Source organism: Paenibacillus sp. FSL H8-0317, from assembly GCF_045040685.1.
In the GTDB taxonomy this organism is placed as follows: Bacteria; Bacillota; Bacilli; order Paenibacillales; family Paenibacillaceae; genus Paenibacillus.
On record NZ_CP150294.1, the window covers coordinates 6,987,664 to 7,002,724 of the forward strand.

General features: G+C 48.5%; 13 protein-coding genes. 2 read left to right on the plus strand and 11 right to left on the minus strand.

Translation table 11 applies throughout. The features are described from left to right. Positions 1 to 301: 301 nt before the first annotated feature. Positions 302 to 1,516, plus strand: coding sequence for a Leu/Phe/Val dehydrogenase (locus tag MHB43_RS31105; RefSeq protein WP_405131020.1), 1,215 nt, complete (start codon positions 302 to 304; stop codon positions 1,514 to 1,516). Between the two features lie 374 nt (positions 1,517 to 1,890). Here the strand turns inward: MHB43_RS31105 and MHB43_RS31110 are convergent, their stop codons facing one another. The 10 genes from MHB43_RS31110 to MHB43_RS31155 all read right to left on the minus strand — a co-directional run bounded on the left by MHB43_RS31110 (position 1,891) and on the right by MHB43_RS31155 (position 12,998). Further along, the gene (locus MHB43_RS31110; protein ID WP_405131021.1) at positions 1,891 to 3,558 is read right to left on the minus strand and encodes a hypothetical protein; all 1,668 of its coding nucleotides are present in this window, start codon (positions 3,556 to 3,558) and stop codon (positions 1,891 to 1,893) included. Between the two features lies 1 nt (position 3,559). Further along, positions 3,560 to 4,345, minus strand: coding sequence for an ABC transporter ATP-binding protein (locus tag MHB43_RS31115; RefSeq protein WP_047840868.1), 786 nt, complete (start codon positions 4,343 to 4,345; stop codon positions 3,560 to 3,562). 234 nt (positions 4,346 to 4,579) lie between these two features. Further along, a complete protein-coding gene (locus tag MHB43_RS31120) occupies positions 4,580 to 6,088 on the minus strand; it encodes an RICIN domain-containing protein (RefSeq protein WP_405131022.1) in 1,509 nt (502 codons plus the stop codon). A gap of 361 nt (positions 6,089 to 6,449) precedes the next feature. Then, positions 6,450 to 7,085, minus strand: coding sequence for a PepSY domain-containing protein (locus MHB43_RS31125; RefSeq protein ID WP_405131023.1), 636 nt, complete (start codon positions 7,083 to 7,085; stop codon positions 6,450 to 6,452). Positions 7,086 to 7,320: 235 nt separating this feature from the next. After that, positions 7,321 to 8,121: a PepSY domain-containing protein gene (locus MHB43_RS31130; RefSeq protein WP_405131024.1), complete on the minus strand. Its 801-nt coding sequence runs from the start codon at positions 8,119 to 8,121 to the stop codon at positions 7,321 to 7,323. 78 nt (positions 8,122 to 8,199) lie between these two features. Next, complete coding sequence (locus MHB43_RS31135) at positions 8,200 to 9,576, minus strand: ATP-binding protein (protein WP_221819894.1); 1,377 nt, start codon at positions 9,574 to 9,576, stop codon at positions 8,200 to 8,202. Next, the gene (locus MHB43_RS31140; protein ID WP_405131025.1) at positions 9,573 to 10,328 is read right to left on the minus strand and encodes a response regulator transcription factor; all 756 of its coding nucleotides are present in this window, start codon (positions 10,326 to 10,328) and stop codon (positions 9,573 to 9,575) included. Before MHB43_RS31140 ends, MHB43_RS31135 begins: the two co-directional genes overlap by 4 nt. A gap of 55 nt (positions 10,329 to 10,383) precedes the next feature. Further along, positions 10,384 to 11,028 (minus strand): SDR family oxidoreductase, encoded by a 645-nt coding sequence (locus tag MHB43_RS31145; RefSeq protein WP_127550365.1) that lies wholly within the window; start codon positions 11,026 to 11,028, stop codon positions 10,384 to 10,386. A gap of 317 nt (positions 11,029 to 11,345) precedes the next feature. Then, positions 11,346 to 12,527: an NAD(P)/FAD-dependent oxidoreductase gene (locus MHB43_RS31150; RefSeq protein ID WP_036606574.1), complete on the minus strand. Its 1,182-nt coding sequence runs from the start codon at positions 12,525 to 12,527 to the stop codon at positions 11,346 to 11,348. Between the two features lie 24 nt (positions 12,528 to 12,551). Then, a complete protein-coding gene (locus MHB43_RS31155; RefSeq protein WP_017691658.1) occupies positions 12,552 to 12,998 on the minus strand; it encodes a DUF1641 domain-containing protein in 447 nt (148 codons plus the stop codon). Between the two features lie 685 nt (positions 12,999 to 13,683). On the opposite strand from MHB43_RS31155, the gene MHB43_RS31160 reads away from it, so the two are divergent. Next, a complete protein-coding gene (locus MHB43_RS31160; RefSeq protein WP_017691655.1) occupies positions 13,684 to 13,857 on the plus strand; it encodes a CsbD family protein in 174 nt (57 codons plus the stop codon). A 166-nt stretch (positions 13,858 to 14,023) separates the two neighbouring features. Here MHB43_RS31160 and MHB43_RS31165 read toward each other — a convergent pair whose 3' ends face one another. Then, positions 14,024 to 15,025 carry an NAD-dependent epimerase/dehydratase family protein gene (locus MHB43_RS31165; RefSeq protein ID WP_405131026.1) on the minus strand — a complete coding sequence of 334 codons (1,002 nt, stop codon included), beginning with the start codon at positions 15,023 to 15,025 and terminating at the stop codon, positions 14,024 to 14,026. Positions 15,026 to 15,061: the final 36 nt, after the last annotated feature.

Genomic DNA, 15,061 nt, shown 5'->3' on the forward strand with positions numbered 1-15,061 from the left:
CTGCATATCCTCGAAGATTTCGTATCATCTATGCTTCCTGTATGTTCGCTCTATCTCCATCATTGGACGTTATGCCCTCATTCTAAACGGTTGGATGTAAATCCGTAGGCATTTTCTGCTCTCTGGCATGCCGGAACTGCCATTATAGAACCGTTTGTACCGATTATCAACCCGGCGGAGGTCCCGGGGTCGAAAACGGGGGTCTTTGAATATGCTGTATCATCATAAAGCCAAGCACGCTGGCACAGGATATCAGGTCAGAACCAGGATGGATGGGTCAAAACAAAAAGGGGGTACCGTCATGCAGCTATGGCAGGAGATGGAGCGGGAAGGCATGGAGGAACTCATTTTTTGCCATGATGCAGATAGTGGATTGAGGGCGGTCATTGCCATTCATAACACGGTCCTTGGACCTGCGCTGGGCGGATGCCGCTACTGGACGTATGCGTCCGAGGAAGAAGCTGTTCGGGATGCTGTGAAGCTTGCCAAAGGCATGACGTACAAAAATGCAATCTCCGGATTGCCGTATGGTGGTGGAAAAGTGGTCATATGGGATGTGCCTTTAGCGAAGAATACAAAACCGGATGAGGATGGTTGCGGATCTCACAGTGCTGAGCAGGTCGCTGGAGATCTAGGAGTAGAGCAGCAAAAGGGCGCTGCCGCTGAACGGAAAGTCGTCGCTGATGAGATGACACATCCACAAGATAAAAGTCTGGATACAGACGCATCCAAGCGGGCGCAGCGCTTTCGTGCACTGGGTCGTTGTCTGGAGCGGCTGAACGGGCGATACGTGACTGGTCTTGATCTGGGTACCACGGCGACAGACATGGACCAGATCCGACTGGAGACCGCACATGTGACGGACACCACCGGTTCGCTGGGGGCGCAGGATGACTTCACTGCCGAGATGACCGCCTACGGCGTGCACATCGGCATTGTGACCTCGCTGCGCCAACAAGGCATTGCATCTTTGCAGGGCATTCCCGTTGCCGTCCAGGGACTGGGCAAGGTGGGGTATGCCCTGTGCCGTTACCTGCATGCAGCCGGGGCACGGCTCATTGTGGCAGACGTTGTACCGGAGCGTGTACAACGTGCCCTTGTGCAGTTCAGCGGCGCCATCTCGGCCGATCCGGCCCATATCCACGCCGCTGACTGCAAGGTCTTCGCCCCCTGTGCCCTAGGGGGCGTACTGACCCCGGCAACGGTGGAGGAGCTGCGCTGCTCCATCGTTGCCGGGGCGGCCAACAACCAGCTGAGTGAACGACAGCTGGTTGCAGGCCGCATGCAGGCGCGCGGCATTCTGTACGCGCCTGATTATGTGCTCAATGCAGGCGGAATCATCTCCACCGCCTACGAGCTGGAAGGCGCAGGGCCTGACCTGATCCGCCAAAAGGTGGCGGGGATTGCAGGCACGCTGAGCAAGGTATACGCAGAAGCTACGCAATCTGCGATCTCCACAGCCGATGCAGCCGATCGGCTAGCGGAATCCATCCTCCGAGCAGGCCACACAAGATAGGGTGCCCCCTCCTGGGGAACCTCCACTGCTTTACTTCATTCTAACGAACCTGATACACGTTATTAGCCCCTTTTAGCATGGATCTAAAATCTAACGAATCTCAGACACGTTATTGTACCAAGTTTGGTCCTTTTTCAAGCTAAATAACTACTTTTTCGAAGGATAGCGTTCCTGAGGTTCGTTAGAATTCATTTTTCTGATTATTCCCACCAATAGGTTGTCTCAGGTTCTTTAGCGCTGCGGACGAGGTTCTATGGGGTAGTATCACTTATCAAAAGAGCTAACCTAGACGTAAGTGTCCAGGTTAGCTCTTTTACCCTCTCTTATCGTTTAGCGCTCTTACTCTCTCTCACTCTCTCTTACTCTACTACTCCTTAAACTGCAACCGACCTCTTCTTCACTGTCTTCTTCTCTCGAAACAGCAGCGTCCACAGCAATACATTCGCTACGATCAGTATTGCGCCATAGATCCAGATGCCCCCCGACACCGAACGAAAAAAGACATGGACTCCCCATAACATGGCAAGTACAGGAAGGGCGGCGAATACGTACCAACCATCACTTTGCTGCGCCATACTGAAGGATTGGGAGAACGGCGGCTTACGCAGCAACAATTTGCCTGCCATTGGGACAAGCGCCGTAGCCGTCAGCATAATAATCGCAATATCTGGCAGTATCCGTGATCCAAATGTCCAGGTAAACAGAATGGCATTTGCCAGAAATATAGGCAGGAACATGTTGCACAAGAACGCCTTCAGAGCGCCTTTATATAACGCGCTATCATTCGCCATCGGTGCAGCGCGAAAGGTCCAGAATGCCTTGTATTGTCCTGAAAATTTCAACATGACTACAACCGTTACAACCAGCATCAGCACGATGTAAAAGGTGTATACAAACGAACTTTGTCTAAACTCCGCCCAAGTAGAAGATTGCAATTCGGTAAACCAAAATACATAAGGTAAAACAAATGATAAACCAAGCGATGGATACACCTTCAGCTTGAATTCCCGTTCATTACGCATCATGCTGGCTGACAGACGGAAGCAAGCCTGCTCCTCTCTCGAACGACTGACCACCTTGGAGATCAACCGATCCCATCTTCCACGTCTGCGTCCGGAGGACTGACCCGAATGTGCCATTTTTTCCAGATACAATTCAAAGGAAGGCATAAGCTTCACATATACGATCATACTCACCACAGGAACCAAGACTGCAAGTGCTGTGAACGTATAGATCCACACATTCCCGCCCCCTGCAAATAACCATTCATATGCGGCCGCATACCATAACGGAGGCAACAGCAACTGCCACCATGCCGGGGTAAATACCATACTAAAGTCAATAATACTGAACGAACGGATGACCAGCTGATAACCGATTGCAATCCCCACGGACAGCAGAATCTGCACCATATTGATCATATCCTTCAGCTTCTCACCATCCAGAAACTTCATCATGAACAGATAGATCAGAGACGTTGTCACCAGAATCAGCATATTGATCAGAATCAGTTCTACAAGGAAAATCAGAAAGAATCCGATCCCATGCGTCACCAACGCGGCAATTAGCGGTATACCGGTTAATGAACCCGTCAGCAATAGTAGATAAACGCCTGCGTGGATGGCTCGGGCCATACCTACCGTTCGCCCATTAACGGGCTTCGTCATGATAATATTGCGATCCCGAATGTCCAGCAGTACGGAGGAAAAATCCGAGATCATGGACGTCATGATCATAAACATTAAAATACCAAATACAAGACCCATCTGAAGCATAAAATGCCCCGTATCCCAGACGACGAAGGGAACCATCATCAGTCCCATTAATCCATACAACCACAGGGATCGAAGAAACTGATTACCTTCCTTGCGCTCCTTTTTCCCTGAATTGTTGGATAAAATGGTAGGCACTCTGCGTTGATCCATCTGGAACTTCACTCGCAAAATCAGGCGCAGCACATCATAATCCGCCCCTGTTTTGGCGATGAGCGGACGAAAGCGATCCAGAATCTTGAGCGTGCGGAAGTCTGAGGATTCCTCCATATCAGTACACCTCCTGCACAATCGATACAAAACGCTCCGCAATGGCTTTATGCTCATTGAAGCCTGTCAATTGATTGAATACTTCCTCCAGCGTACCTTCCATGGATTGCTGTTGAAGCTGCTTGAACGTACCGTCTGCCACTACGCGTCCTTCAGCGATCAGTACAATTCGACTGCTGATCTTCTCCACCACATCCATGATGTGTGACGAATAGAAGATGGTTGTGCCTTTGGCTGACAATTGTGACAAAATCTCTTTGACCACCATCACACTATTGGCATCCAATCCGCTAAGCGGTTCATCCAGGAACAACAGATCCGGGTCGTGCAGCAGCGCAGAGATTAACAGCACTTTCTGACGCATACCTTTGGAAAAGGAGGCAATGCGGGAATGATATGATTTTTCCAGTCCAAAACAATCCATCAATAGCTTGGCCTTGTAATCCGCATCTTCATAGGACATACCGTATAACTCTCCCGTAAAAGTCAGATACTCCGCAGGCGTTAATTGTTCGTACAATTCCGCCACCTCCGGAACATAGCCGATTCTGCGTTTATACTCTACATCGCCATCCGCAATATCTTTACCAAAGATTCGCACCGTGCCTACATATCCTTCAACCAGCCCGAGTAAAATCTTAACCGTCGTACTTTTGCCAGCCCCGTTTGGACCAATATATCCAATCATCTCACCGCGATTTACTTCCAGATCGATGCCATTCAACACATAACGTCCGTTGTATCTCATACGCAAGCTTTCAATTGATAGCACTTGTTGTTCACTCACTTCGTTATCCAGCTCCTGTCTCTATCTTTTTCTACAATTCTACTAGTTTACCACAGATTGGGATGGTAATGATCGGAAAAAGGTCACGATATCAGCCATCGTCTGGACATCCCCTACGTGTAAAAGCATCACGTAACATGCGTGAATACATCACAAAGCCCCTGTCCCACCTTATGGTAAGAGACAAGGGCTTACACTTTATGCTGAACCTTATTTTCTAATATTTAAAACATCTTACTGCACCTTAACAATCTGAAAATGCTGATTCGTGCCGCCATTATCCGTCCACTGGATGGCAGCAGCCCCATCTGCCAGGGATTGACTGGAGATATCCAATACCTTGCCTGTACTGCGGTTCTTCAGTTTATAATAACCACCACCTACATGGACGAGCTGCCATTGCTGGCTGGCCCAGCCACCATCATTCCACTGTTCAATGACAGCCCCATCCGTCGTGGCACCATTCTCCACACCAATTAGCTTGCCACTGGAACGGTTGATGATTTTGACATAACCGCCACCCGCATCGGTAATCTGCCACTGTTGACTTGTCATCCCCCCATCTGCTCGCTGCTCCAGATCCGCACCGTTGGCGGAAGAACCCCCAATGACATTTAGCAATTTGTTACTCTTACGACTAATCAGCTGATATGAAGCATTCGGGTCCCAGACATCCGGTGTACTCACTCCGGTCACAGTCCCTGTTGCTGTATCAATCGTAATACTGCTGGCCCAGTTCATCGCCAGACTAGTTGTGCTCGGAAATGAAAGTGGCAGCCAGACATACTTGGAATCCTGCACAGGTCCACTCCATGCACCAGCCCAGCGATCACCCATGTAAAGATATGATGTGGTCTGTGAACCTTCTACAGGAACAACATAGGTGGATTGAGAACCATATGTTGTGCTATCTCCAAAATTGCTTAGGCCGCTCCATGTGCCTGTAATGCTGGAGGCTGTCGCATATTTGGCCTGATTTGGATTCCAGCCAGTTGCACCCGAGGTGATCAGGAAGTAGACGCCGTCTTTTTTGAATAGGGCTGGTGCTTCACGATATTGTCCGGGCCATAGTGTTGTGACGAGGGATTCCACACCCAGGAAATCCGGGGTCAGCTTATATATATTCAGATCAGCATTCACTCGGGTTGCAGAGATCAGATAAGCGGTTCCGTTATCGTTGTATACCGTCATGTCTCTGGAATCATACCCAAGTGGACGATGACTGCCCACATACGTGTAGTTGCCATCAACCGTATTCGAAGTAGCTACAGCTACTCTTGCCTCGCCATAATCCAGACCATTCTCTTTGTGCATCCACAGCACATATTTGCCGGTTGAACTGTTATAGATGACTTTTGGACGTTCAATGTTGGAGATATTTAGCTCGGCTGCCGAGCTGCTGGTCAGCACATCATTGCGATACTCCCAGTTCTTCAGATCCGATGAACGGTACACGGACACTGCCTTGAACGTTCCATTCGTATTGCGGTTCTCTCCAAACCAGTAATAATACCCGTTTGCCTTGATCATCCCGCCCCCATGGGCATGAACAACATTGCCATTGGTATCCTTGAACTGTATCCCGTTCGTTACACTAAGCGGTGCAGCTGAAGCATCCGGTCCGGGTGCAAGCAGCATACCTATGGATTGCAGCACCAAAACCAAAGCAAGCAGATAACTTAAGCGACGAGTAAAGCGACGTGAATGTGTATTCTTTTTCAACCATTCATCGTTCATAGCCATATCGTAATGCACCTCCATGTTTTTTATGAAGCGCTTACATTAAATAAAATCGATATGTCTCATCTGCCTCCGATCGATGATGCATTTCAGCATTAGAATTCCTGGCAATACTGGCTGAGCGTTCACCTCCCTGATTCCGATTGTATCCGCCACGTTCCTGCTCGAATAGTGAACAATCCGGCGGAAGATGTACAATTATATACTCCGCTCTCTCGATCAACAGCAAAAAGACGCTTCCCCCGAAGCGTCCTCTGCTATACCTGCCCTGCCCCTCCATGATGTAACGATCTCTAGCTGTGTAAGGGTGTTCATAGGCAGGTTTTTATATGATGTTTTAACGGCGTATACTCGCCCTTATTGCTTAATCTTGGTCGTCAAAATCCTGGTCAAACGATAACACTTTACCTGTGTTGGCATCGATATCTACATCTGCTTCACCTTGAGCAGTTCTCAGTTCGATCTCATACACATAGCGACCATCATCATGATCCAGCTCGACTTTGGTTACTTTACCACCCGTAACTTGTTTCAACGCAATGTTTGAAGCTTGGGATGCCGTCAATTTGACCTGCTTGGAAGCAGAGTTATTAGACGTGTTGCCGGATACAGTACCTTTATAATCGTCGTCATCATCGTAGTCTTCATCATTCACGACCGCAAGGATTTTGCCTGTATAAGCATCCAGACGAACGACAACATCATTGTTTCCTTTTCTGTCGATCTCAATTTCATAGAACGTTTGGCCGTTTCTGCGCTCCAGATCCACGTCATCCACTTTACCATCGGCTGCTTTCAACGCTAGCGCTTTCGCTTGTGATGCATTCAGCATTTTGCCTGTGCTGTTCTGATTCTGTGTAACGGATTGTGTCGTTGACGTTGGTGTAGTTTGCACCGATTGTCCGTTCACATTCCCGCTAGCCGCCACGGCTGATCCACCAAGTAATACTGCTGCTGACAAGCTACCAATCCAAAGTTTATGTTTGTTCATCATCATCATTCATCTCCTCGTTGTTGTTTTCGTTCTCGTCTACTTTTATAGAATAACCTGCAGGAATGAGAGATCAGCGAGAGTTAGATTAGAATTTGATGAGAAAATGAAGAGAATGCTCATTTAACAGGTATTCATTACGTATGTAATCTACACTAAATGAAAAAGATGACCCCTAAACTAGGAATCATCTCTCTAAGCAGTTTAACACTATAACTATATTTAATGTGTTCCTTGCAACATGTTAATCCTCGTCCTCATCCCAAGTCACCGAACGAATCGCTCCCGAGATGGCATTCACTTGCACAATGGCTTCCCTGCCATCCGCCAGATCAATTTCAACCAGATAATACGGATTCCCACTGTTGGTTCCACGCAGTTCGATGTCGTCCACTTCCCCCGAAACCTCCGCAAGTGCCTTCTGCTTGGCTTGCTTTTCGCTCAGAAACTGAGGTTTGGGATCATCCTTGGTTGGTTCAGTTGTCGGGGCTGCTGTTGTTTTGGAAGATATCGTCTCTCCCGTGTATGGATCAATCGTGAGTTCTTCACGGCTGTTATCCTTTGCCTTCACTACCGCGGTGTATACCGGACTGCCTTGCTGCTCCACAAGTTCAAGCGAGACCAATTGGTTATCTGTTTGTTGTTTTAACAACGCCGTCTTGATCTGCTCGCGGCTCCATAATGTCTTCTCTTCCGCTTGCGGGTTCGACTCCAGCCGTTTAATGGAATTCACAGCAGCTGTAACGGCATCCACTTGCACATCATATAGGCCAGTCTCCGAACGGAGCTGCATGATATACGTCCCGTCCTTCAACGTGGAATTCACAATCTCACCTGGATATTGATTCAGCACCGATTGTGCTGCCGCATCTGCCGTAAGTACCGCACCCGTCGATTGCCACGGCTTCCACCAAGCAACTACTGCCACAATCAGCACAACGAGAATCCCTGCACCCCACCAGAGTGACCTTCGCGATTTTGCCCATCCACTGTTCCCTTGTTCATGCCGTTTCATCTCCGGTGGTCGCTGCTCATGCTCTGTCATCCCGTTTCCCCCTATGCACTCTCTTATCATCCCCAGTTGATCTGATGCTTATCAGTATATAAGAGAAGAGTGAGAATTTCATGAGAGCGGCCCGTTCTGAACCGATAATGGCAAAATAATCGAAGCCTCGGTGCCTTCACCCTCGGTGCTGGTCAGTTCGATCCGTGCTCCAACTGCTCCTGCAAGCTCTTTGGCAAGTGACAATCCCAGACCTGAACCGCTTGCGCCTAAGCTGCGTGTTCTGGCCGGATCAATCCGGTAGAATCGGTCAAATACCTTCTCCAGCTCATCCTCCCGCATACCAATCCCGGTATCCACAATCCGAATACGGCACTCTTGCCCCTTGGCTTCCAGCCTGACTTCAATTGCATCTTCACTATACTTCCGGGCATTATCCAGCAAAATAAACAAAAGCTGCTTCAGCTTGCTCTCATCGCTGATCGCCCAGATTGGACCTGGATCTTCACACCGGACTTCACGGTGATAGGCTTCGCGGAACGCACGTGTGGAGTCTGTAGCCAGTCTTGTGATATCCACACGCTCCAACTGTACATTCCACTGCTCTGGCTGCTTCGCGAGCAGTAACAGTTGCTCGGTCATCTCCCGCATACGAACCGATTCGGACAGAATTGCTTCCACCGCTTCATCAAATACCTCGGGCCGCTCTTTTCCTCGCCGCTGTAGCAGGCTGGCATAGCTCTCAATAATGGTCAGTGGAGTTTTGAGCTCATGAGATGCATCGGATACAAATCGTTCCTGTCGTTCAAAGTTGGATTCGAGCAGATCCATCATCCGGTTAAACGTCTGTCCCATTGTTTTCAGTTCATCCTTCGACCCTTCCTCCAGTGGAAGACGCTTGAATTGTCCGCTGGACTGAATGTCACTCATTGTACGTGTCATCTGCTGAATCGGTCTGGTCATCCGATTCGCCAGAATCCGGCTGGAGATAATGGCCGGAATGAGAGCAATAATCGTGACCGCCACAAGCACGGTTCGCAGTACAGATAGGCGATTCTCTGTCTCTGCTACACTCTCGGTGACCTGCACATTCACCACCTCGCCATCAGGCCAGATGACAGGGACTGATACCCACACATAACCAATCTGTTCAACTTGGGTATACTCCGATTTCTTCTCACTTTCATACTTATAGGGCAGCTTGCTCAGCTGCTCGGAAGCTGCTGTTGTTGTCACCGGGGAACTGGTGCCGTCTTCATTAACAATCCGAAGCATGCCGTTCACAGGCGCGTAGGCCCGCAACAAGTCGTCCGGCGGAATGGAGCCGGCAGACTGACGTACTCCTTTGACAATAGACTCCGCTTCCGCCTCCACCCGATTAACCTCGTTATCAATCGACATCCGTTCAAACACGATGTAGACGGACAGGTTCACCGCGATTAACAGCACAGCAAATAATACAGACGAATATCCGTAGATTTTACTGCGCAGGCTCATAACTGTTCCTTCAGAACGTATCCAACGCCCCGTACGGTATGTATTAAGGGCGGTGTGAATCCGTTATCCACCTTTTTGCGCACATAACGGATGTACACATCCACCACATTGGTATCTCCATAATAATTGTATCCCCACACGGCCTGCACAATTTGATCACGACTGAGCACCTGACGTTGATTCTGAAGCAGATACACGAGCAGGTCGAACTCACGTGGAGTAAGCTCAATGGCCACACCATCTCGGGATACCTCTCGCGTTCCTTCATTTAGTTTCAACCCGGCAGCCGTCAACCAGCCCGCCTCAGCTTCGGCCTGTTGCCCAGAAGAGTCATTCCCCGTATCAGCAGGTGTAGACGAAGAAGCGGAAGAAACAACAGACGCCACTGCACTAAGCCGCAATGCAGCCCGAACTCTGGCAAGTAGCTCTTCAATCTGGAACGGCTTGGTGATGTAGTCATTGGCTCCTAGATCCAGGCCGGATACTTTGTCTTCCACAGAATCTTTGGCAGTGAGCATAATGATCGGAACCGTAGCATCTTTGGCACGAACTCGCCGCAACACTTCAATTCCACTCAGACCAGGCAACATCACATCCAGCAGAATCAGATCCCACTGTCCTTCAGCATACTTCTCCAGTCCTTCTGTTCCACTACCAGCCTTGCCCACCTGATACCCCTCATACTGTAGTTCCAGTTCCAGCAGACGTGCTATTTTGGGCTCATCCTCTATGACCAGCACGGCTTCGTTCATGCAGCGCTCCCCCTCATCCCCATCATTTCATTCTCCCGTTATCTTACAATAACATCTACAATTTGCCCAAGGCATCTTCAACCGGATGCTCCCCGGCAATTAGATCAAAGGCCATTCGGTACGTCTTCTCTTCCTGCAAAGAAGCCACGATTACGCGGGCTACATCTTCACGCGGGATGCTTCCTGGCTCCAGATCGGTTCCAACTGCGATCTTACCTGTGCCCGGTTCATTCTTCAGACCACCTGGACGTATAATCGTGTAATTGAGATCACTTGCAAACAACACACGATCCGCATAATGTTTCGCCACGTAATAAGGCTTAATGGACTCTGACCATTTCTCCCGTTGATCTGCGCCATACGCGCTGACCAGAATATATCTGGAGATTCCTTGCTGCTCTGCGGCTTCCATCGTTTTCACCGCACCGTCGAGATCAATCAGCAGTGTTTTGTCCTGACCGGTAGATCCGCCAGAACCCGCCGTAAACACAATGGCATTATGATCCTTCATTGCCTCAGCCAAGTCCTCCACACTACCCTCCAGGTCACCAATCACCACATCTGCACCGAGTTCCTTCAGTGCATCCGCCTGCTCCGGTTTGCGGATCATAGCCGTTACTTTATGTTTGCCTTCCTGTGCCAGCTGCTCCACCACAAACTTACCGATTTGCCCATTTGCTCCTATAACTAAAACGTTCATACGTCATTCTCCTCTCAGTTGAACGGATGGCTTGTTGTTGCTCCCCGTTCCTTTTATTTAAGGATGCTCATCCTATAATTTAAACGAAAGCCGGCGCTTCTAAGCGCCGGCTTCATGTCCATGCCTGTTCAGTACCTCTAAGAAATGTGAAGTCTTCCGTTGTCCCATTAATATGCCATATCCCCTAGGTACTTTATACGCGACCTCACATTTGACCACTTCTGCCGCACCTTTTTTCATTCTGAATATCTGTTATCCTTTGTAATCGTGACAACCAAAAAGGACGCCCAAAAGGGCGCCCTTGAATGGCATTAAGATTAGTAAGCCAGTGCGAACAAACCGTGAATATGAGCCAGGTAACGGATGTTACTTGCTTCTTTCATCATGGTTGCAGGCAGACCTTTCAGACGAGTCTGGTTGCCACCGATCATGCCGACAGCATCTTTACGACCCAGACTTCCCAGCGTACCGGAGAATACTGGTGTGAAGGATTCCATTGCGCCACCTTTGAACATAACGCCCAAGTTGTGACCAATAGTCTCACCCATTTGCCAAGCCAATTGTGCTGTTGGAGGGTAAGGGCGAGCACCTTCGCTAGGGAAGACGACTGCGCTGTCACCAGCAACAAACACGTCTTTGTGAGAAGTCGATTGCAGAACTTCCGTAACTTTCGCACGGCCACGATCCACTTCAATTCCGCTGTTAGCAACAACAGCGTTGCCTTGTACGCCACCTGTCCATACGAGTGTGTTCGTAGGGATGGAGCTGCCGTCTTTCAGCAGAACTTCGTTTTCTTTCATCTCGGTAATCGCTACGCCAACGATGAAGTTAACGCCACGTTTCTCAAGACTTGATTTAGCACGTTCAACCAGCTCCGGCGGGAATCCTGCCAGGATGGAAGGACCTGCTTCAACTGTGTACAGGGATACTTCTTTGAAGTCGATGCCTTTTTCTTGACATACTGCAGGAAGCAGGTCAGCGAATTCGCCAACAAGCTCAATACCTGTCAAGCCGCCGCCACCAATAACAAACGTAGCGTCTGCTTTGTTGCCGGACTGTTTGTAAGCATCAAGACGTGCTTCAACGTGTGCACGAATACGGTTTGCATCGCTAACCGATTTGAGCGTGAAGCTGTACTCTTGCAATCCCGGAATTCCGAAGAATGCCGTTTCGCTGCCCAAGGCAACGACAAGTGCATCGTAAGAGTATGTGGAGCCGCTGGTCATCAGAACTTTTTTCTCGTCCGGCTTGATTGTATCCACCGTATCGATTTTCAAGTTCACGTTTTTGCCACGCAGCAATTTTTCAAGTGGAAGAGCAACTGCTTGTTCAGCAATGCTTCCCGCTGCAAGACGGTGCAGTTCCGTGATAATTTGGTGTGTAGGGTAACGGTTCACGACAGTAATTGTCGCTTCTTCCGGAGACAAGTATTGACGCGCAGTCAATGCAGTCAACAGACCGCCGTATCCTCCACCCAAGATCAAAATTTGCTTCGACATATCCATCCTCCGTTCTTCTAAGTCTTAACGCTTCGGTTGTTGACGCTCGTTCAAGATGCTCAAGAAAGATTGAGCAAAACGAAGCGATTGTTGTACGTTTGGATCTTTAAGCATTTTCAGCATAGCGAACAAGCCAACTGAAGTTTGCTCTGTTTGCGCACGGTCATTGGCTTCGATGGCAGCAGAAGCTACACCTTTAGCTTTGTCTACAACAGGCTTAGCGAACTCGCCCATTGCGCTCATTGTGTCGCTGATCAGAACTTTGTCTGTTGCTACACTTTGTGCAAAGTCATAAGCTTTTGTCATAGCAGTAACCATTTCAGCCAATTTAGGCAGGTTCTCCACCAGAACGGTTAAAGACTCCTGTACCTCAGGCTTCATCAGTTGATCCAGAACGTCCAAGGACTGGCGCTCGGAAACGTTGGCACCTTCTGTAACTGGCACCTCTTGTTGAGTAGGCGATTGTGACATAAGAGAAAGTCCTCCTTTACTTTGGGATAGAAGTCCGCGACTTTCATGATGCCTGTCAAGCAGAGCCGAACCACAAAATACATCGAATACATTTAAATGTACCAAATTTCACACAATAGGATGAGCGTAGCTCAGGGCCACTCCCATATCATGCATTGTATCTTGGATCTATTGCGGACAACATGTGTTGACGCACAAAACGACAAGCAGGCCGAAACCGAACTCTATACCCTTATATTACACCTCTTACACATGAACATGAAAAAGAAATTTTTTACACTTGTGAAGATATTGTGAACATTGTAACAAAATCGATTTTTTTGTCAACCCATGAAGGCAAGCTAACGCCGCCGATCCTCCTGTCCAAGATCCGTAATCCTACCACATGTGGTATTAAGACAAGATCACATATGACCAGATGTGCGATATGTACACAAGGAAGGATTTGTTTATCCAAAATTTCAGGAATTGTTTTCCAATATCACGATAATCATGCAACGAAATTGGTCACTGTGGTTATTATGCAGCGTTGGGCTCAGCCTTATTCCATCATTGAGACATCTTTTCTATTTCAAGTATGAACCTCTTGCGTCACGAATGCAAAACTTGGCACAAACCCATTGCGTTTAGAATGCGGACATCCCGGTTAATAAGGACTACACCAGAAACGAAGGAGATGTTCGATATGAGTAATTCAACTAGCGATAAAATCAAAGCAGGCGTTAACAAGGCCAAAGGCGAAGTGAAGGATCAGATCGGTAATGCAACCAATAACAGATCCCTTCAGGCTGAGGGTAAAAAAGACAAAGCCAAAGGTGCCGTACAGGATAAAATTGCCGACGTTAAAAGAGATCACTAGATCCTTTTGATGCAAACCTCAGAAAGCACGAAGATTTCGTGCAATAGATCGTTTTAAAATAGCCTGACCGTCCGTGTTCGGATGAAATTCGAAAATGAGACGGAAGCGCAAAAAAGCCAAGGAAGGTGTTACTCAATACACCCTTCCCTGGCTTTTTTTGTGTATTTTATACTGCTGGAACTGCGTATCTTGCCATATCGATAATGAAACTGCGCGTTTCCCTTGTTGTATGGTATTCACGGCTGAACTGTCTGACCCATTCGGGATGTTCCCGATACCAACGGAAGGTTTTTTCCAATCCCTTTTCCAACGTAGTTTGCGGTAACCATCCCAATTCCGCTCGCAATCTGCCTGAGTGCACGACCAGACTGGATCCTCTAGATTGGGTTGGTTCCTGCTCCCGAATCTCTACAGCAGCTACGGATCGATCCATTGGCTTCAATATCTCCCCGATCTCCTGCATGGTTGTTCCAAGTCCTGTCGATATGTTGTAGACCTGTCCGTCTTTGCCTTTCAGCATAATCTGTTCAATGGCCCGGAGGGCATCTTCTACATACAAGAAATCACGCACTGCTGATCCCTGAATATCCAGAGGCAGTCCGTCCAACATCCGACCAAAGTTTCGGGGAATAATACGGTCTGGTAATTGCCATGGACCATAGAGGTTGGTCAAACGAAAGAGTTTGACTGGAAGCTGGTAACATTGAGCGTAGGAGTGAGCAAGCATCTCACAGGCGACCTTGGATGCAGAATAAGGAGAGACGGGTGCATACGGATCTGATTCGTGATAGACTCTGCCCCAATCACCGCCATACACTTCAACGGATGAAGCCAGCAAGACTGGAATGTGATGTTCCGTAGCATATTGCAGGATAGCCTGTGTGCTAAGTGTATTATTGCGGAAAACTTCCCCTGGCTGATGATACGAATAATCCACGTGTGGCATGGCTGCCAGATGGATGATGTAATCTGTTCCTGGAGGTAGATGAATCCGGTCCACTGTAAGGTCACAACAGATGAGCGGCATCTCATGCAGAGGTGAGATATGAACAAGCCTCTGACAATAATCATCCCGATCCAGAAGGGTAATTCGATGCCCCTTTTGCGCCAAATACTGTGAAAGATTAAATCCCACAAATCCAGAAGCCCCTGTAATCACAATGTTCACACACGATTCCCCCTTGCGATTTATACAACGAGTGCA

Bases quoted from the DNA above. Each gene is read 5' to 3' on its own strand.
- MHB43_RS31105 (WP_405131020.1), top strand. From the start codon at position 302: ATGCAGCTATGGCAGGAGATGGAGCGGGAAGGCATGGAGGAACTCATT.
- MHB43_RS31110 (WP_405131021.1), bottom strand. From the start codon at position 3,558: ATGGAGGAATCCTCAGACTTCCGCACGCTCAAGATTCTGGATCGCTTT.
- MHB43_RS31120 (WP_405131022.1), bottom strand. From the start codon at position 6,088: ATGGCTATGAACGATGAATGGTTGAAAAAGAATACACATTCACGTCGC.
- MHB43_RS31125 (WP_405131023.1), bottom strand. From the start codon at position 7,085: ATGATGATGATGAACAAACATAAACTTTGGATTGGTAGCTTGTCAGCA.
- MHB43_RS31130 (WP_405131024.1), bottom strand. From the start codon at position 8,121: ATGACAGAGCATGAGCAGCGACCACCGGAGATGAAACGGCATGAACAA.
- MHB43_RS31135 (WP_221819894.1), bottom strand. From the start codon at position 9,576: ATGAGCCTGCGCAGTAAAATCTACGGATATTCGTCTGTATTATTTGCT.
- MHB43_RS31140 (WP_405131025.1), bottom strand. From the start codon at position 10,328: ATGAACGAAGCCGTGCTGGTCATAGAGGATGAGCCCAAAATAGCACGT.
- MHB43_RS31145 (WP_127550365.1), bottom strand. From the start codon at position 11,028: ATGAACGTTTTAGTTATAGGAGCAAATGGGCAAATCGGTAAGTTTGTG.
- MHB43_RS31150 (WP_036606574.1), bottom strand. From the start codon at position 12,527: ATGTCGAAGCAAATTTTGATCTTGGGTGGAGGATACGGCGGTCTGTTG.
- MHB43_RS31155 (WP_017691658.1), bottom strand. From the start codon at position 12,998: ATGTCACAATCGCCTACTCAACAAGAGGTGCCAGTTACAGAAGGTGCC.
- MHB43_RS31160 (WP_017691655.1), top strand. From the start codon at position 13,684: ATGAGTAATTCAACTAGCGATAAAATCAAAGCAGGCGTTAACAAGGCC.